The 18,037-nt window shown below is 39.0% G+C and carries 17 protein-coding genes; 2 read left to right on the top strand and 15 right to left on the bottom strand.

The features are described 5' to 3' along the window. Positions 1 to 9: 9 nt before the first annotated feature. The 10 genes from L0668_RS11925 to cadR all read right to left on the bottom strand — a co-directional run bounded on the left by L0668_RS11925 (position 10) and on the right by cadR (position 9,360). The gene (locus tag L0668_RS11925; protein WP_235312855.1) at positions 10 to 357 is read right to left on the bottom strand and encodes a copper resistance CopC family protein; all 348 of its coding nucleotides are present in this window, start codon (positions 355 to 357) and stop codon (positions 10 to 12) included. A gap of 39 nt (positions 358 to 396) precedes the next feature. Further along, the gene (locus tag L0668_RS11920; RefSeq protein ID WP_235312853.1) at positions 397 to 3,543 is read right to left on the bottom strand and encodes an efflux RND transporter permease subunit; all 3,147 of its coding nucleotides are present in this window, start codon (positions 3,541 to 3,543) and stop codon (positions 397 to 399) included. A gap of 15 nt (positions 3,544 to 3,558) precedes the next feature. Further along, entirely contained in the window at positions 3,559 to 5,313 is a 1,755-nt protein-coding gene (locus L0668_RS11915; RefSeq protein WP_235312851.1) for an efflux RND transporter periplasmic adaptor subunit, read from the bottom strand. After that, positions 5,313 to 6,698 carry a TolC family protein gene (locus L0668_RS11910; protein WP_235312850.1) on the bottom strand — a complete coding sequence of 462 codons (1,386 nt, stop codon included), beginning with the start codon at positions 6,696 to 6,698 and terminating at the stop codon, positions 5,313 to 5,315. Before L0668_RS11910 ends, L0668_RS11915 begins: the two co-directional genes overlap by 1 nt. After that, positions 6,698 to 7,195 (bottom strand): DUF411 domain-containing protein, encoded by a 498-nt coding sequence (locus L0668_RS11905; protein ID WP_235312849.1) that lies wholly within the window; start codon positions 7,193 to 7,195, stop codon positions 6,698 to 6,700. Before L0668_RS11905 ends, L0668_RS11910 begins: the two co-directional genes overlap by 1 nt. Positions 7,196 to 7,299: 104 nt before the next feature. After that, a complete protein-coding gene (locus L0668_RS11900) occupies positions 7,300 to 7,677 on the bottom strand; it encodes a hypothetical protein (protein WP_235312848.1) in 378 nt (125 codons plus the stop codon). Positions 7,678 to 7,896: 219 nt separating this feature from the next. Continuing rightward, positions 7,897 to 8,112 carry a GDCCVxC domain-containing (seleno)protein gene (locus L0668_RS11895; protein WP_235312847.1) on the bottom strand — a complete coding sequence of 72 codons (216 nt, stop codon included), beginning with the start codon at positions 8,110 to 8,112 and terminating at the stop codon, positions 7,897 to 7,899. Then, positions 8,100 to 8,489, bottom strand: coding sequence for an organomercurial transporter MerC (merC, locus tag L0668_RS11890; RefSeq protein WP_235312846.1), 390 nt, complete (start codon positions 8,487 to 8,489; stop codon positions 8,100 to 8,102). The genes L0668_RS11895 and merC overlap by 13 nt, the downstream gene beginning before the upstream one ends. Before the next feature lie 61 nt (positions 8,490 to 8,550). Continuing rightward, on the bottom strand, positions 8,551 to 8,928 hold the full coding sequence (locus L0668_RS11885; RefSeq protein ID WP_235312844.1) for a MerR family transcriptional regulator: 378 nt from the start codon (positions 8,926 to 8,928) through the stop codon (positions 8,551 to 8,553). A 42-nt stretch (positions 8,929 to 8,970) separates the two neighbouring features. Beyond that, the gene (cadR, locus tag L0668_RS11880; protein ID WP_235312842.1) at positions 8,971 to 9,360 is read right to left on the bottom strand and encodes a Cd(II)/Pb(II)-responsive transcriptional regulator; all 390 of its coding nucleotides are present in this window, start codon (positions 9,358 to 9,360) and stop codon (positions 8,971 to 8,973) included. Positions 9,361 to 9,437: 77 nt separating this feature from the next. Here cadR and L0668_RS11875 point away from each other — a divergent pair, with 77 nt between their 5' ends. Both L0668_RS11875 and L0668_RS11870 read left to right on the top strand, forming a co-directional pair. Next, positions 9,438 to 10,169 (top strand): transglutaminase-like domain-containing protein, encoded by a 732-nt coding sequence (locus L0668_RS11875; RefSeq protein ID WP_235312841.1) that lies wholly within the window; start codon positions 9,438 to 9,440, stop codon positions 10,167 to 10,169. Beyond that, the gene (locus tag L0668_RS11870; RefSeq protein ID WP_235312840.1) at positions 10,156 to 11,043 is read left to right on the top strand and encodes a cation diffusion facilitator family transporter; all 888 of its coding nucleotides are present in this window, start codon (positions 10,156 to 10,158) and stop codon (positions 11,041 to 11,043) included. The genes L0668_RS11875 and L0668_RS11870 overlap by 14 nt, the downstream gene beginning before the upstream one ends. Positions 11,044 to 11,126: 83 nt before the next feature. Here the strand turns inward: L0668_RS11870 and L0668_RS11865 are convergent, their stop codons facing one another. From L0668_RS11865 to L0668_RS11845, 5 genes are all read right to left on the bottom strand, one after another. Beyond that, complete coding sequence (locus tag L0668_RS11865; protein WP_235312839.1) at positions 11,127 to 14,255, bottom strand: efflux RND transporter permease subunit; 3,129 nt, start codon at positions 14,253 to 14,255, stop codon at positions 11,127 to 11,129. Between the two features lie 10 nt (positions 14,256 to 14,265). Then, on the bottom strand, positions 14,266 to 15,162 hold the full coding sequence (locus L0668_RS11860) for an efflux RND transporter periplasmic adaptor subunit (protein ID WP_235312838.1): 897 nt from the start codon (positions 15,160 to 15,162) through the stop codon (positions 14,266 to 14,268). A 71-nt stretch (positions 15,163 to 15,233) separates the two neighbouring features. Beyond that, positions 15,234 to 16,526 carry a TolC family protein gene (locus L0668_RS11855; RefSeq protein ID WP_235312837.1) on the bottom strand — a complete coding sequence of 431 codons (1,293 nt, stop codon included), beginning with the start codon at positions 16,524 to 16,526 and terminating at the stop codon, positions 15,234 to 15,236. Between the two features lie 73 nt (positions 16,527 to 16,599). Continuing rightward, complete coding sequence (locus tag L0668_RS11850) at positions 16,600 to 16,896, bottom strand: hypothetical protein (protein ID WP_235312836.1); 297 nt, start codon at positions 16,894 to 16,896, stop codon at positions 16,600 to 16,602. Between the two features lie 85 nt (positions 16,897 to 16,981). Beyond that, positions 16,982 to 17,881, bottom strand: a complete 900-nt coding sequence (locus L0668_RS11845; RefSeq protein WP_235312834.1) for a cation efflux transmembrane domain-containing protein — start codon at positions 17,879 to 17,881, stop codon at positions 16,982 to 16,984. Between the last annotated feature and the right edge of the window lie 156 nt (positions 17,882 to 18,037).

Below are 18,037 nucleotides of genomic sequence, written 5' to 3'. Positions count from 1 at the left end.
TTACTCTAATTAATGAACCATGAATCCAAAGCTATTCTTCATTTTATGACCGTCATTACCTAAGAAAGTCACGTCCACGATATAATTGGCGGGAGACAATTTAGGTAATTTCCACGAAAATGTGCCGTTTGCTTCTTTTGAAGGTATAAAACCAAATTTTACTTTTTCCCCTTGCTTATTTTTTAACGATACTTTGACTAAACGCACTTCTTTACTGAACTTAAGTTTAAGTTCTTCCGGTGTTTTCATTAACATTGCATTATCAGCAGGCACGGTTTTTTCAAGATGCACATGCGCAAATACCGCACTACTAAAAACGACACTGATTACGGTTAAAAATTTAATTAATGTTTTCATATTTACCTCTTTTTTAAGTTTATAATTTAACGACGAAATTTATTTTTTGGATAACGCTTGGTTGAAGATATTTATGTCTCGCTTCTTAACAATTGAATAAATTGCTGGCAGTACAATGAGTGTTAGTAATACTGCGCTCGTCATACCACCTACCATTGGCGCAGCTATGCGACTCATTACCTCCGAACCTGTTCCTGTTCCATATAAAATAGGGAAAAGACCAATGATGATTGTAGCTACCGTCATCATGACAGGGCGCACACGCAAACCAGCTCCATGCAGTAAAGCTTCGCGGTACTCACCATCTGATATAGGTTTTACTTGCTCCTTGGCTTTTTCCTTAAGCTCGGTAAGAGCTTGATTCAAGTAAACCAGCATGATCACCCCAATCTCAACGGCAACACCTGCTAGCGCAATAAAGCCTACGCCTACTGCAACAGAGAAGTTAAACCCTTCTAAATACATCAACCATAGACCGCCAATCATCGCCATTGGCAATGTCACAACAATAATGGCCACTTCGCTAAATGAGCGGAAATTCAAATAAAGCAAGATCAAGATTATCGCTAGCGTTAAAGGCAATACATAAGTTAATTTTTCTTTTGCTCTTTCCATATATTCATACTGTCCAGCCCAAGAAATTGAGTAGCCTGCTGGTATGTCTAAATTTTTATCAAGATACTCTTTGGCATTTTCTACATATGTGCCGACATCAACGCCTTCAATATCAATAAATGCCCAGCCATTAATGCGAGCGTTTTCACTTTTTATTCCCGGTGCGCCATTTTCAACACGGATATCTGCAACATCACCTAGTGCGATGCGCTGACCATTCGGTGTAATAACAGGTAATCTTGCGAGTTGCTCTGGCGAATCTCGATAGTCTTGTGGGTATCTTAAATTGACGGGGTAGCGCTCTTGTCCCTCAACTGTTTGAGTGACGTTCATGCCTCCAATAGCCGTCGATACCACCTGCTGGACGTCAGCAATATTTAGCCCGAATCGACTCGCCTTTTCACGAGAGATATCGACCTTGATATAACGGCCTCCTGCAACACGCTCAGAATAAACAGACGCTGTTCCTTCTACCTTTGGCAACAATTGTTCTATCTGTTGACCAATTTCTTGAATCGTATCAAGATCAGGTCCAGCTACCTTTATTCCAACAGGCGTTTTGATGCCTGTCGCTAGCATATCTATTCGGGTTTTTATTGGCATTACCCAAGCATTTGTTAAGCCGGGGAATTTAACCAACTTATCAAATTCAGCTTTTAAACTTTCAGTGGTTACACCTTCTCGCCACTGCTCTTGTGGTTTCAACTGAATGAAAGTTTCAATCATAGTTAAAGGGGCTGGGTCAGTGGCGGTTTCAGCACGACCAACTTTACCAAAAACGGTTTCAACCTCAGGTACTGTGCGAAGTAACTTGTCCGTTTGTTGCAATAACTCACGAGCTTTACCAATAGAAATGCCCGGATAAGTGGTTGGCATATACATCAGGTCACCTTCATCTAGTGGCGGGATGAATTCACTACCAATCTTATTAACAGGCCAAAAACCAACTACCGTAATCAATATTGCTATTACAATTGTCGATTTAGGGAATTTCATCACTTGCCTTAAGACAGGCATATATAGCGCCGTTAGCACGCGGTTCAATGGATTTTTCTTTTCAGATATAACCTTGCCACGAATAAAATAGCCCATAAGAACGGGAACTAGCGTGATTGCTAATCCAGCAGAAGCTGCCATTGCGTAGGTTTTTGTATAGGCAAGAGGGGCAAACATTCTTCCTTCCTGCGCTTCTAAAATAAAGACGGGTAAAAATGATACTGTGATAATTAACAAACTGAAAAACAACGCAGGTCCAACTTCACTTGCTGCTTTAGCAACGATTTGCCAGCGATTTTCATCCGTTAAAGGTGTCTTTTCCATATGCTTATGCATATTTTCAATCATGACAATTGCGCCGTCCGTCATAGCTCCAATCGCTATTGCAATTCCGCCTAATGACATAATGTTGGCATTGATACCTTGCATATACATGATGATAAAAGACACCAAAATACCTAACGGCAACGTAATAACTGCCACAAAAGAAGATCGCAAGTGAAACAAAAATGCTGCACAAATAAGTGCTACCACTATTAATTCTTCAACCAATTTATCTGATAGGTAACTAACTGCTCGATCAATTAACTTAGATCTGTCATAAACAGGCACAACTTCAACTCCCTCAGGTAAAGAAGACTTCAATGAATCAAGTTTGTCTTTAACACCAATGATTGTTTGTTGTGCATTCTCTCCAAAGCGCATGACTATAACGCCGCCTACAACTTCTCCTTCACCATTTAATTCAGCTATCCCACGACGCATCTGTGGACCCAGTCCAACATCAGCAATATCGCCAATACGCAATGGCGTGCCCTGCTCATTAACGCCTAACGGAATTTCTTCAATGTCACCGACAGATTGAATATAACCAGTCGCCGTTACCATATACTCAGCTTCGGCCATTTCAACTACAGATGCACCTGTCTCTTGGTTACCTCTTTTCAGCGCCATTTGAACGTGAGTCAATGGTATGCCGTAAGCTCGCAACTTATCTGGGTCAACTTGCACTTGATATTGTTTAACCATGCCACCAATTGCAGCTACTTCAGAAACTCCCGGCACAGTTTGGAGTTCATACTTGAGGAACCAGTCTTGAATACTACGTAACTGACTAAGATCATGATTTCCTGACGTGTCCGTAAGCGCATATATATAAACCCAGCCCACACCTGTTGCATCAGGCCCTAACTGTGGTTTTGCCGAATCAGGTAAACTCGGAGCTACTTGACTCAAATACTCCAACACCCGACTCCTTGCCCAATAAAGGTCTGTATCGTCGTCAAATATAATGTAGACGTAAGAGTCACCGAAGAAAGAGTACCCTCGAACCGTTTGTGCTCCCGGCACTGAAAGCATTGCGGTTGTTAAAGGGAAAGTAACTTGATCTTGTACTACCTGAGGTGCTTGGCCCGGATAACTGGTTTTGATAATTACTTGTACGTCTGACAAGTCAGGTAGCGCATCGACTGGTGTATTTTTTAACGCAAACATACCACCAAAAGCGAGGATAAGCGTGGTTAATAAAACAAAGAAACGGTTGCCCACTGACCATCTAATTATTGATTCAATCATTACTAATCTCCCTATTTAATGATTCGAATGATCGACAACAGCTTTCTGTACATGATTTGTCTCATGCTCGTTGCTGTTTTGTTCATTTGATTCAAGGGACATTTCAGTGATAACCAATTCACCTCTCTCTTCAAATGTGAATATGACGCTGTCACCAACACTAAAGTCAGCGATTTCTATATTTTCCCCGACGACAAAATCCTTCGTCGCAGCAGGTCTATCCCACTTCTCTACAGGGCCTCGACTAATATTGAAAGTGCGATTGCCTAAGGTTATTTCATTAATTAAACCTGAGACTGTTGCAGAGGATACTTCTGGCTCACTCATGATATGAATACCAGTTACTTCATATCCACTATCTTCGGTTTTAGACACCTCGAAGTGTAAAGATTGACCTGACTTTAAAGAATCAACATCGATTTTCTCAGCCACATCAAAGTCCATTGTCATTTCAGGCCAATCCCAAGCTTCAGCCGGGCCATGTGTAATATTGACCATACGATGTCCTGTCATGACGCTATTGACTTCACCTTGCATCCAAATTGAGTTCGGCACCTCATCATGGGTCATACGTTTAAAGTCGGATGATTTACTTGATTCAGAATCAATTAAGAATTGAGCAGACGTAACAACCACATCTTCTTCAGTTAATCCATGCAAAATCTCGATACTATCGATATCGACTCGACCAATAGTGACTTCAATAGACTTAAATTGTCCTTCACCTAAAGCAAGTACCACTCGGTCTTGCTTACCTGTGCGAATGACGGCCTCTTTAGGGACAATAATCGTACTGTCGGTTTGATTTGCATGAATCGAAACTTGTGCGAACATATTGGGCTTTAATTGAAAATCAGGATTATCAAATTTCAACCGAACTCTAAGGGTGCGAGTTTTGTTGTTTAAAGTTGGGTAAACATAATCAACAACACCAGTCCAATCTTCACCGGGCAGATAGTCCAGAGTCATTGATACTGGCAACCCTTCTTTGATCATCGCAGCATCTCGTTCAAACACTTCAGCTTCTACCCATACTTGGTCAAGTTTGCCGATACTAAGCAACGTATTTCCCGGCTTCACATAAAAGCCTTCTCGTATCTTTAACCCATCCACAACACCAGCTTGAGGTGAATAAAAAGTAATGGATTGCTGAACTTTTCTTGTTTGCTCTAATTCTTTAATAAAGTCTGCTGAAAGTTGCAGCGCTTTAAGACGATCTTTAGCTGCCGTAACTAGAGAGCTGTTATTGCGCTTTAAGGCAATTAACAATTCTTCTTGAGCATTAACTAACTGGGGAGAATATAAGGTGTAGAGTGGCTGCCCTTTTTCTACAGGGTTACCAGTAGCCTTGACATAAAGCTTTTCGATCCAGCCATCAACACGTGGGTGGATATGAATTAGCTTATCCTCGTCATATTGTACATAACCTACCGTAGAGATTTCAGTATGCATATTTTTTAGTTCAACAGGTGCGGTACGAACACCAAGATTGTTTACGACATGAGGAGAAACTTTAACTGCGCCGGGGCCGAAGTCATCACTTGATGATTCATCTTCATATACGGGAATTAAATCCATCCCCATAGGAGACTTACCGGGCTTGTCCCGGCGGTAGTTAGAATCCATCGGGGCAACCCAATAAAGCGCCTTCTTTTCTTCAGATTTGGCGATCGAGCTATCATAGTTCGAGTTTTGGAATATACTCAAGGTCCCAGCACCTATTGCAGCTCCTATGATGATTGCGATAATTATTTTCGTATTAGATGACATTACTTTTCTCCAAATTTACTGGTGTGCGCAAGTACTGGTTTGGTATTTGACTGTGCGAAGAAATAATTGATACGAGCGACTGTTTTTAATGCATCAACATCTATTTTTAAGGCTGATATTCTGGCATTAAGCCCAGCTATTCTTGCTCGAACCACTTCAGAAAAATCGCCATCATCGTTGGTGTAAGCAGTCAATGAAGACTCAGCCTGTTCGTTGGTTTGTTTAAGCAATTGATCTTTATATATCGATTGTCTTTCTGATAATCTTTTTAGCTGACGTAGCTCTTTTTCAATTGCGCTAATCATTTGTTTTATTAATAACAATTTCTCTGTTCTGATAGCTTCTGATTCAGCGATTGATGCAGCAACTTGTTTATCTTGTCTATCTTCAGTGAATAACGGTAAATCAAATGTCACGCCAACAGAAAACAAGTCCGATCGACTATCTCCTGATGGCATATCATCACGATAGGCATAGCTAGCGTTAACTCCCCACTGGGGCTTATATTGTTGTTTGGCTATAGTAATTGCTTTTTCAGACACTTTTTTCTTAACATCAATTGCACGAATGGCAGGATGGTTTTCTAATGCTAATGCCAGAGCATTTCGCGAATAATGAACCTCAGTTAAAACAGCAGGATTTTGCAATCGAATTGCAGGTAGACCTTCTGAGACATTGAACTCTATTGGCTGTGAATCAAAATCAAACGCTTTTTCAAAATCACTGTCATTATAAAGATGAAGCCATTCGTTTAGACGAGCGATAGACGTTTCTAATTTTTGCTTTTGAACTGTCAATCTATCTTCTAATTGAACGATTTCTAGCTGTGCTCGAATGACATCTTGTTGCCTTGTTTTTCCTACCGCATTCGAATAACTAGCTTTTGCAACCTCCGCCATTTGCTCGAATAGCTCCCAATCGTTTTCGATTAACTTAATCGTTTGTTGCGCTAAAAATACATCTAACCAAAGTTGGGAAACTTCACTTTTTAATTTTGCTTTACGGTCTTCACGTAACAATGGGTATTGAGTTGATTCTATTTTTAACTGTTGTTGTTTGAGTGCCAAACTATCTCCTCTAGGAAACATTTGAGACACTCCAACTTTAAATTGAGTCATACCTTCTTGATCGAAGTTCCATGTATCTGTTGGCAAGTTCATCATACCAACAGATATTTTAGGGTCAGGTAATGTCCCGGAAGCTATACTCATATTCTCTACAGCCTTTTGTTTCAAGCTGCTGCCGTGTAACCAAGGATCATTTTGTTGAGCTAACTCTATAGCCTGTTGAAGTGAAATAACTTTTTCGGCTTGGGCGTAAAATGCAGAAAACCCAATCATTAAACCAACAGTAACCTTTGATAAGTTTTGAATTCCTAATTTCATTAGAATTGCTCCTCATAGGTATTCACTTTTGCATAGACTTTGCTAGTTCCATCCTTAAAAAAAACCAACACGTTATAAGGCATAAAACGTTCACCGACTTCCATTCCCGGAGAGCCAATAGGCATCGCAGGAACTGACAAACCAATGGCGTTGTCGTGTTTTTCAGATAAAAATTGTTTTATGAATTTGGCAGGTACATGACCTTCAAACACAAAGCCATTTCTTGTAACGGCTGTATGACAAGAGCGATAATTAGGTTTGATACCGTACTTAGTTTTTATATTGGAGATGTTTCGGAAATCTTTGGAGTCCGCAATAATTCCTTCATCTTCAATATGAGATATCCATTTTTTACAACATCCACAAGTAGGAGTTTTATAAACTAATAACTCGATTGGTTTAACTTCAGCATTACTTTTATGATTATGCTCGGTTGCGTGAGTAAATGCTGGTACTAGCAGCACAACTACCGCTAACTTAAAAAATATTTTGATCATTTTTGCCCCCAGACAATGCTGGACAATATTTAGGCGCAATAGCGCTTAATTAATTAACAAGAAAAGTTATTTTGTGCGTAAATTTTGGACGCACTAATCCTGTGTTAGGCAAATATTGGAGGGCGGTAAAGGGAAGTAGAAATTGACTTTGGGTGTTCAGCACCTTGGTTCACTATAGTGTCAGTAAACCCTAAAATATCAGTTGAACCACTGTTTGCATTCAAAAATGTGACTGATGTACATGCATTTGCAGGACAAATACAATCTTGGTCGCAGCAGTCTTCTGAACTTGAAGCACTAGTTTTCATATCACTATGATCCATTCCCTCATGAGAATTCATTGAAGAATGATCCATAGTCATAAGAGATTGATGAGAATTTTCCGACATTTCACAAGACATAGCTGTATAAGCTAATGCTTGCCCAACAAAGGCAATCAGCATAGCTACTAAAACTAAGACTTTTGAAAGTGGTTTAAACATAAAGTTCTCTAGATAAAATACCGAATAAATATTAATGTATATTTCGCCCAATGTAAATTAAGAACTATTTTTTAGTCGATTGAATTAACCCTAATGATAAGAACATTGATCACTTTTCGGATTAAGCGACCTTTGTAACCTTATATCTTTGGCAGATATGAGCCTAAAGCTGTCCTTATATAATCACAATAGTTAGCACAAATTAAACATTCACTTATGCTAACTGGCGCAACAATTATGTCCTTCTTGAATAGGTGGGCATTTTACTGTTCCATACGAACAGTAAACACAGCAGTCACCCTTTAATGGTTTTAACAAAACTTTGCATGATTCGCATTCATAATACCACTGACAAGCGCTAGTCGGCATTTTTTCCATTTTTCTATGCCCACATTCAGGACATGTAATAGTCGATTTAAGCTCTATATTTTGCATGCTTGTACCCTTACTGGTTTTACGATATCTAATACAGACATAACAACCATTAAACAAATACCTAAGTAAAATAGATATGTGCTCCAATCATATTGCCATAGAGGATAAAGCGTTAATAGCACTGCTACAGGCCCTAGAATGCTGAAGATAGCTCTGGTATGGCTTTTATTTTTATGCCAGTTGTATAAGTTTACTAATAATGCCAGAGTTGCAAATATAGGTAATAAGGTATTTACAGCAATCCCCTCAAAATGAGAAAGAAATCCTAACCCCAACGCTGATGCTAAAGAACCGAGTGCAGGGAAACACCCTGTACAACTAAGTGCCGCTAGCCAAACACCACCAGAGCCTACTTTGTCTAATATTTTATTTATCATTTGAAAGTCTATTGATTGATATGACCAACACTCTAAACTCCGTACATAAGTACAGAGTCAATCATTTTAATGCATCAATAATAGGGCAATATGTTGGATCATCGTTTTGTATACAGGTATTTGTCATATCCACAATTACTTTCTCTAAACGTTGAAGGTCGCTAATTTTTTCTCGAATGATTGCTAACTTTTGTCGGCTTAATAACTCAACTTTAGCGCAGTCGTTGTCCATAGACATTAGCGATTTAATTTCTTTTAACGTAAAGCCGAGCATTTTGGCTTTTGTGATGAACCTAAGTTGTCCTGCTATTGTTTCGTCATATTGTCTATAACCTGATATTGGTTTTGTAGGTTGTGTAATAAGTCCTTCTCGCTCATAAAAACGAATGGTTTCTACGTTTAAATTTAATGATTGTGCTAATTTACCAATGGTTTTCATAATTGCCTTTGCGACTAAGAATAGTTCAAAGCAGAATTTAGATTAACTATCCAACGACTTAATAATACCGCATCCTTCAATGGTATTATCAGAATTGCATGTACTTGCCATATGTTGTAATTCATTTTTTAAGGCCTTTAATTCTTTCATGCGTTTGTTGACTAAATTTAATTGCTGCTTAATCAATTCATTCACACTAGAGCAGCTTTCTTCTGGCTTATTCTTTAATTCAATAAGACGTTTGATATCATCAAGAGATATATCGAGGCTGCGACAATGCTTAACGAATTCCAGCTCTTTTAACGCCTTATTGGAATACAACCTAAAGTTACCCTCAGAGCGCTCAGGATCTGAAAGCAACCCTTGTCTTTCATAATATCTAATCGTTTGAATAGAACAGCCTGATGTCTTCGATAATTCGCCAATTTTCATAAAGCTTCCCAATAAACTTGACCCTATAGTTACTATAGGGTTTATAGTTAAAGCATACAAGTGAATAAGGGGTGAAAATGTGTGATAAGTATCTAACCAAGACCAGCATAGTCAATTTTGAACACAAAAATATCCAATCCCTCATAAATCAACGAAGGTGGAAAAGCTTGGATGATTTCAACAAAATTGGTGTAGCCTACCAATTTGTGAAAGATGAAATGTTGTTTGGCTACAACAAGAGCGATGATATTTCAGCGAGTGAAGTGCTGTCTGATGGTTATGGTCAATGTAATACCAAAGGCAATCTATTGATGGCTCTATTGCGTGGATTAGGCATTCCATGCCGATTTCACGGGTTTACTATAAATCAACAGTTGCAAAAAGGTGCCATACCAACCTATGTTTTTTGGTTAGCTCCTAAATACATTATCCACAGTTGGGTGGAGGTATACCTTGATGGTCGTTGGATCAACTTAGAAGGCTTTATCTTGGATGCACAATATCTAACATCCTTACAGCAAAGGTTTAGCCAAGAAAAAGATGTTTTTTGTGGCTATGGTGTTGCGACAAAGTGCTTTTCATCACCTGATACGGATTGGCGTGGAGAGGATACCTATATTCAAAAAGAAGGTATTCATGACGATTTCGGACTTTATGATTCCCCTGATGAGTTCTATCGTGAGCAAGGAACTAACTTATCAGGCGTGAAACGTTGGATGTATCAACGAGTGATCCGTCATCTGATCAACTTCAATGTCGCTAATATTAGAAAAAAGACAGTACTGGAGGTACAAAATGCACAACCATAACCACAGTCATCAACATGGACAAGACAACCGTATTGGTTGGGCATTTTTTCTGAATGTGACATTTACTATTATCGAGTTTATAGGTGGCTGGCTTACCAACAGTACGGCGATAATGGCAGATGCAGTTCATGATTTGGGTGATAGCCTGTCTATAGGGTTTGCTTGGTTATTGAGTCGTTTTTCAAATAAAGAAGCATCAGATAGGTTTAGTTATGGTTATCGTAGACTTACACTATTTGGTGCTTTGGTAAATAGTATTGTTTTAATTATTGGCTCTATTTGGGTTTTATTTGAAGCCATACCAAGGTTGTCCAATCCTGAAATGCCTGTAGTTGAGGGGATGCTGGGACTTGCCATACTCGGTGTTGCCGTGAACGGATATGCCGTATTCAAATTAAAAGCGGGTGAGACATTAAATGAAAAAGTACTGACATGGCACCTACTTGAAGATGTACTTGGTTGGGTTGCCGTTCTTATAGTCTCTATTGTACTGCTGTTCGTTGAACTGCCGATATTAGATCCTCTACTATCGATTGGCTTCACGTTATTCATCTTATTTAATGTTTTCAGAAACCTGAAATCAACACTCGTCTTGTTTCTTCAAGCCGCACCCGATAAAGAAACTCAAGAGCGTATTAAGCAATCATTAAATGAATTTCCTGAAGTTAATGGTATTCACCATATTCACTTTTGGTCATTGGATGGTGAAAGTCATGTTCTAACAGCGCATCTTGAGCTGAGAGACAACTTTGAAGTTAAAGAATTAATTAGACTTAAACAAGAAATTGCAGCTAAATTATCTTCCTATCACTTATCGCACACGACGATAGAGTTTGAGTTTTTAAATGAAAATTGTAGAGATGAAGCTCAGTAAGCTTTATCAACCAAATGTTAGGCATAAAATATAACAAGCAGCTTAATTAGGCATAACCTAGTAATTAAGCTGCTTTTTTGATTTTAAATTTCGTCGGATTGCTGTTTGCTACTCTCAGAGCCATGCGCCCATTGATATAAAATAGGTAATACAAATAAAGTTAAAATTGTAGAAGATATAATACCGCCGATAACAACTGTTGCTAGTGGTCGTTGTACTTCTGCACCAATACCAGTATTTAGCGCCATTGGAATAAAACCTAAACTAGCAACCAGTGCCGTCATTAAAATAGGTCTTAAACGAATGATGGCACCTTCAATGATCGCTACGTAAAGGTCGCCTTTTTCATGCCAAAGGTCTCGAATAAAAGCCAACATAACCAAGCCATTTAATACGGCAACACCTGACAATGCTATGAAGCCGACACCTGCCGAAATAGATAAAGGCATGTCTCTTAAATAAAGAGAAATTACGCCCCCAGTTAATGCTAACGGTACACCACTGAAAATGATCAATGCATCTTTTAATGAACCAAATGCAATAACCAAAATACCTAAGATAACAATTAGTGTGATCGGCACAACTAAGCTTAATCTTTTACTCGCTGACTCTAGCTGTTCAAAGGTTCCGCCATAATCAAGCCAGTATCCTGCTGGAATTTCTCCTTCCTGATTAATTTTAGCTTTCACTTCTTTGACAAAACCGCCTAAATCTCTACCACGAACATTGACGGTAACCACAACTCTTCTTTTACCGCTCTCACGGCTAATTTGAGCAGGTAAAGACTCAGATTTAAGCTCTGCCACTTCTTCAAGTGGCACATAGTTACCATTCTCAAGTGGAAGCGGCAGAAATTTCAAACCATCAATATCCGTTCTAGTTTGCTCCGGTAGACGAACAACTAACTCAAATCGTCTGTCTCCTTCATAAATGATCCCCGCAGATTCCCCCCCTATTGCAGTGGCAACCCAGTCTTGCAATTCGGTAACGTTCAATCCATACCTACCAAGTGCTTCGCGTTTAGGGATTACCGATAAAGATGGAACACCTGTGACTTGTTCCATTCTGGCATCTGCTGCACCATCTACGGTTTTCACAATATTTAGAATATCTTTTGCAGTAAGTAATAACCGATCCAAATCATCGCCAAATACTTTGATGCCCACATCAGCTCTAACGCCAGAAATCAATTCATTGAAACGCATTTGAATAGGCTGAGTGAATTCATAGTTGTTGCCCGGAATGTTTTTCAGTACCTCTTCCATTTCTTCAACTAATTCACTCTTTGGCTTTGAAGGTTCGGCCCAATCTTTACGTGGTTTTAAAATAACAAAGATATCAGCAATACTCGGTGGCATTGGATCAGTTGCTACTTCTGGTGTGCCGATGCGCGAGAATACTTTATCAACTTCAGGAAACGCTTTAATACGTTGCTCAAGTACTTCTTGCATTTCTACTGATTGCTCTAGGCCAGTCGATGGAATTCTTAATGCCTGTAGTGCAATATCACCTTCATTTAATTGAGGAACAAATTCTGTCCCAAGCGTAGTTGCTAACCAAAGGCTATACCCCATTAACAGCGTTGAAAATGAAACAATAATCCAACGAAATTTCATCGCCATTTTTAACAATGGTTCATAAATAGACTTGGTTGAACGAATAACAACACTTTCTTTTTCGCTGATTTTACCTTTCATAAACACAGCTACAGCAGCAGGAACCAGTGTAACTGAAAGGATCATTGCGGAAATTAACGCCATAACGACAGTTGCCGCCATAGGGTGGAACATTTTCCCTTCAACGCCAGTTAGCGTGAAAATGGGGATGTAAACAACAGTGATAATTGCCACACCAAACAAGCTTGGACGTATCACTTCTGAAGTGGCTTCAAAAACGGTATTTAGGCGTTCTCTTAAGTCTTGCCTATGACCGTTGTGTTGGGCCTGTGCTAACCTACGGACAGAGTTTTCAACGATGATTACAGCCCCGTCCACTATCAAGCCAAAGTCCAATGCGCCGAGACTCATTAAATTGGCAGATACTCCTGCTTGCACCATACCTGTGATTGTCATTAACATGGAAATAGGGATAACAGCAGCGGTAATGAGAGCTGCACGTAAATTTCCAAGTAGAATAAATAACACAACAATAACTAAAAGCGCACCTTCAACGAGGTTTTTGGTAACGGTTGCAATCGCTTTATCTACTAACGTTGTTCTGTCGTAAACAGGCTCTGCGGTAATGCCCTTTGGCAGAGATTTTTGTATTTCGCTGAGCTTATGTTCCACTTCTAAAGCAACGGTGCGAGAATTCTCACCAATCAGCATCATGGTTGTACCAAGCACTGTCTCAATGCCATTACGAGTAGCAGCCCCTGTTCTAAGTTCTTTGCCTATAGCAACATTGGCAACATCACTTATTTTTACAGGAATACCATCGTTCTTTTTGATGATGACATTGAGGATCTCATCTATTGTCGCTAGTTGCCCAATGGAGCGTACTAAAACTTGCTGTCCGTTTTGCTCGATATAACCCGCGCCACGGTTATCATTATTTTTACGTAATGCATCAGATATTTCTTCAAAGCTCACCTGATGAAAAAGTAATTTTTCAGGTTTCGGTGTTATGTGATATTGCTTGTTGTAGCCGCCGATACTGTTGACCTCAATGACGCCTTTAACTTGAGCCAATTGCGGTTTAATGATCCAGTCTTGAATTTCCCTCAGGGCAATAGCGGTGTAAGGCTCTCCATTAGGCATTTTAGCGTCAGGAGAAGCTTGTACGGTATACATAAATATTTCGCCAAGCCCTGTGGAAATAGGACCCATTTCTGGCTCTAAGCCAGAGGGAATAACGCCTTTTATCGCAGCTAATCTTGCATTGATTAAGTTGCGAGCAAAATAAATATCGGTTCCCTCTTCAAAGATAACGGTTACTTGAGATAATCCATATCTTGACAGGGAGCGGGTGTGAGACAGCTTTGGCAATCCGGCTAAGGCTGTTTCTACAGGAAAGGTCACCCTTTGTTCCGCTTCCAAAGGTGAATAACCGGGGGCAGAAGTGTTTATTTGTACCTGCACGTTTGTTATATCTGGAACAGCATCAATGGGAAGTTTTTGATAACTCCACATACCAACGCCGATGATTACCATCAGCAAGCTTAATACTAAGTAGCGCCTATTTATTGCAAGACGCAAAATTGATTCAATCATATTGCGTCTCCTAATCGTCGTCTTCTACTTCAGATTTCAATATATCTGCTTTTATCAGATAACTGTTTTTGTTTACATATTCAGTGTCTTTACTGAGGCCACCAATAACCTCGATATAGTTCTTATCTGAACGTCCTAATACAAGCGGTGCAAATTCGTACTCTTCATCTTCTTTAACAAATACACCTAATTGTCCCCCCAGTTCTTGGATAGCAACTTTCTCAACGGCTAAATCCACCTTGAATTGATTTATTTTGACGTTGCCTTTTAATAATTGACCTGACGTTAGCTTTAACTCAGTGTTGTTTAATCGTACCCGTGCCAATACATAAGGTTGGTCTTTAGCTGGAATAATATTAGTGATGACTGAACTGAATGCGTGTTCACCTTGCTCAATATCAACATGCTGACCGACTTTGATTTGATTATATTGGCTGGTAAACACCTTAAATTCAGCCCACAAGGTGTCAAAATTGACGATTTCAAACAAGCTAGTGTTTTGCGTGATACCGCCAATATTTCCATTTCGCTGTAAAACAGTCCCAGAAACAGGCGATGTTATTTTATAAGTATTTAAGCTCTCATTAGATTCAATAACGGCTAATAGATCGCCTTTTTTTACCGTATCACCAACAGTGAAGTTTATTGTCTTTATAACGCCGTTATATCTAGCGCCAACTTGAAATAATTGTTCAGCGCCTATCGTCGTAGAGCCGTATACAGGGATAGTTTGGTTCAACGTTTTTGAAGCTAAATAGGCTGTTTCAACACCAACCTTTTTTGCCATGTTATTGTCGATTTTGCTTATGCCTTCTTCGCCTTCATGTTCATCTTCACTAGCGAAAACACTTTGAATGGGTGACAAATACCCAATAAAAATCAATAGTGCGAGTAAATAGTTTTTCATTTTTAATTCCTAAACGATTCAGTTAATAACTGAATCAATAAATTGTTATTAAGCTTAAAGTGATGCTTTTTTTAGAGTGACAGCGCTTCGTTTGTTAGTTTTTCTATCTCTGCGCCATAAATTAGGGCAGCAGATGCCGCATCAATGAGGGTTCGCCGAGCATTTAACAGCTCTTGTCTAGCCGATACATAATCAAGATATCCATATCGACCTTTTTGATAGGCGTCTTGAGTATCTTCCAGTGCATCTTCAAGCATTGGGATAACCGACTGCTTTAATGAATTAGCTGTTAATATGGCTTGTTTTCTATTGGAGTATGCTCGTAGTAAGTGATTTCTAAACCTCAACTTAGTCGCCTCTTTCTCTATGGCAACTTGGTCACGCTCTGCTAGCGCACTAGCGATTGCACCAGAATTTCGCTTTTCAGCAAACAAAGGTAAGCTAAAGCCAGCGACCAGTGCCGTATCATTGGCTTCTTGAGAGCGCCTAACACCAACAGACCATTTGATATTGGCCGTTGACTCTGTTTTAGCTAACTGTATTTCAGCCTCTTTTAGTCGCTGTTCACTTGCATAGATTTGAATAGCAGGGTTCTTCTCTAACTTCGCAAAAAGGCTGTTAAAGTCACTATCATTGCCAAACTGAAAAAGATCCCCTTGTACTTCAGAGAAGGTTACAGAGTTTTCCCCCCAGTAGGCTGCTAATGAGAGCTTCAAATATTCCAAGCGCTTTTGTTCAGATTGAACGGTCAAATTTGCCTGAGCAATAACTGCTTTTGAACGTTTCACTTCAGCCTCAGGAGTAGCACCTGCACGGTTACGCTGAGATACAATCTCTAACGTTTCTTTCGCTAAACTCAGTGCATTTTTTGCCAATATTACTCTTTGTTGTGCTGCTAGTACTTCCACGTACTTTTCAGTGACTTGAGCCATTAAGTTTAGCGCTGCTACCTCTTTTTCAGCAGTGAGCAGTGCTCTTGAGTTTGAAATAAGCCCAATTCGCGCTGAGCGTTTGTCTCCCATTTCAATAACCGAAGATAGAGCGACAGTTAATTCAGCACTGCCGAATGCATTAAATTCACCTGAACCTGCAAAGTTCTCAGCTTCAATTTCTAGTTCATATTCGGGATTTAAACTTGCTGTTTGTTCTTGTCCTGTTAATGCCGTTTGCTTGAAATCAAATATTTTAAGTTCGGGATTTTGTTTAAGCGTCCACTGAATTGCTTCTTGAAGGTTTAACTGATTTTCAAACGCATAAACATTAAATGTAAAAAGTGACAAAGCGAGAAACGCGATATATTTAAGCCGAGGTGTTACACACCTCAAAATTGCTATCTTGCGATGCACACAGGTATTAAGTGCCATGTATACTTTCCTATAAATTTATATGTAATATTTAGGTCATTAACATGTGACCTTTCTTAATTTTCTATAAAATTTAGGCGTATTTAGGTGGGCGGAATGGCACCGACATATAGCCTTTTAGCTCAGGGGAAACTAAGGCGTAGGTAGGGAAATATTCTATTGCTTGTAAAATATTACAAGAAGAATCTGTATTTAAAAATAACTGACAGCAGCAACAAAAATTACAATTATCAATTAAAGTTTGGCTATTACCCTCCTCAAATAAATTAGAGCTTTCAGGAGCTTTTAGCGGGGTAATAGACTCAGTTAGTGATATATTAAAAGAACTTTCAATTAAGTTTCCTTCAATCTCTTCTTGCGAAAAAAACACAGACTGCACCGCGATTAAAATCATTATCACGTATGATATATATGGTTTAAAATATGACGGGTGCATTCTTTTAACTACTTTCTACTTAAGACTTTAGCTGTAAGATGCGGCGAGCACCGTTTAAAACGACAACAGCAATAATCAAACCAATCACTAAATCTGGATAACGGCTGCTTGTTACTGTAACTAAAAAGCCAGCTAAGATTACCCCAACATTTGCAATAACGTCATTTGCGGAAAAAATCCAGCTTGCTTTCATATGAGCGCCGTCTTCTTTATTACCAAATATTAAAAACAGACAAGCAATGTTAGCGATTAGTGCAATACCGCCAAATATCATCATTAAAGATGACATAGGCTCACTACCATAAATAAAACGTCTTACGACTTCACTCAAAGCTCCTAGCGCTAGAATAATTTGAAGCACACCAGATATATGTGCAGCTCTAAGTTTCATGCTGATACTTTTACCGACAGCATATATAGCTAAACCATACACCGCAGCATCAGCAAACATGTCTAATGAGTCTGCAATTAGGCCAGCAGACTGTGCAATAATCCCTGCAATGACTTCTATAAAAAACATAACTCCGTTTATAGCCAACAACCATTTTAGTGTTGATGATTCTTTCATCTCATTTTTTTGAGCAAGTTCTTTTGCCTGTGCAGCTTCCGTACTGCAACTTTGTTTAGTTGATGCTAACTCTGCACCGAGTTTAAGTTGTTGTAACTTTTTTGTTATCTCATCTAAATTTTCATCATGAAAAACTTTGACTAATCGACTAGGAATATCAAATTGCAATCCAACTGAAGGCTGAATTGAGTCAAGTGCTAATCTGATCAATCTCTCTTCTGAAGGACAATCCATTTGAGGCACTTTAAATGTACTAACTAACGCGCCACTATAGTTATCTAATTGTGTATCAATTTTTACGTCTTCGTTGGTAGGAGATGATTGACACTGACCACTACATTTTTCTGACATATTTAACATTCCGAAACAATATTAAAATAAGTATAAAATCTATAGTGGCTATAGAGTCAAATAAAAAAGCTATTTAATGTAAAAGCGTGGAAACTGACAGGAAAAGCTAGTTTAAGTAAATAGTTCCTGCTAGTATTTTAAACTATATTTTAAGTG

The organism is Paraglaciecola algarum (assembly GCF_021532655.1).
Lineage (GTDB): Bacteria > Pseudomonadota > Gammaproteobacteria > Enterobacterales > Alteromonadaceae > Paraglaciecola > Paraglaciecola algarum.
This window is presented reverse-complemented; position numbering and strand designations above follow the sequence as displayed.

Bases quoted from the DNA above. Each gene is read 5' to 3' on its own strand.
- cadR (WP_235312842.1), bottom strand. From the start codon at position 9,360: ATGAAAATTGGCGAATTATCGAAGACATCAGGCTGTTCTATTCAAACG.
- L0668_RS11860 (WP_235312838.1), bottom strand. From the start codon at position 15,162: ATGAAAAACTATTTACTCGCACTATTGATTTTTATTGGGTATTTGTCA.
- L0668_RS11875 (WP_235312841.1), top strand. From the start codon at position 9,438: ATGTGTGATAAGTATCTAACCAAGACCAGCATAGTCAATTTTGAACAC.
- L0668_RS11870 (WP_235312840.1), top strand. From the start codon at position 10,156: ATGCACAACCATAACCACAGTCATCAACATGGACAAGACAACCGTATT.
- L0668_RS11910 (WP_235312850.1), bottom strand. From the start codon at position 6,698: ATGAAATTAGGAATTCAAAACTTATCAAAGGTTACTGTTGGTTTAATG.
- L0668_RS11865 (WP_235312839.1), bottom strand. From the start codon at position 14,255: ATGATTGAATCAATTTTGCGTCTTGCAATAAATAGGCGCTACTTAGTA.
- L0668_RS11905 (WP_235312849.1), bottom strand. From the start codon at position 7,195: ATGATCAAAATATTTTTTAAGTTAGCGGTAGTTGTGCTGCTAGTACCA.
- L0668_RS11920 (WP_235312853.1), bottom strand. From the start codon at position 3,543: ATGATTGAATCAATAATTAGATGGTCAGTGGGCAACCGTTTCTTTGTT.
- merC (WP_235312846.1), bottom strand. From the start codon at position 8,489: ATGATAAATAAAATATTAGACAAAGTAGGCTCTGGTGGTGTTTGGCTA.
- L0668_RS11885 (WP_235312844.1), bottom strand. From the start codon at position 8,928: ATGAAAACCATTGGTAAATTAGCACAATCATTAAATTTAAACGTAGAA.
- L0668_RS11845 (WP_235312834.1), bottom strand. From the start codon at position 17,881: ATGTCAGAAAAATGTAGTGGTCAGTGTCAATCATCTCCTACCAACGAA.
- L0668_RS11915 (WP_235312851.1), bottom strand. From the start codon at position 5,313: ATGTCATCTAATACGAAAATAATTATCGCAATCATCATAGGAGCTGCA.
- L0668_RS11895 (WP_235312847.1), bottom strand. From the start codon at position 8,112: ATGCAAAATATAGAGCTTAAATCGACTATTACATGTCCTGAATGTGGG.
- L0668_RS11855 (WP_235312837.1), bottom strand. From the start codon at position 16,526: ATGGCACTTAATACCTGTGTGCATCGCAAGATAGCAATTTTGAGGTGT.
- L0668_RS11925 (WP_235312855.1), bottom strand. From the start codon at position 357: ATGAAAACATTAATTAAATTTTTAACCGTAATCAGTGTCGTTTTTAGT.
- L0668_RS11900 (WP_235312848.1), bottom strand. From the start codon at position 7,677: ATGTTTAAACCACTTTCAAAAGTCTTAGTTTTAGTAGCTATGCTGATT.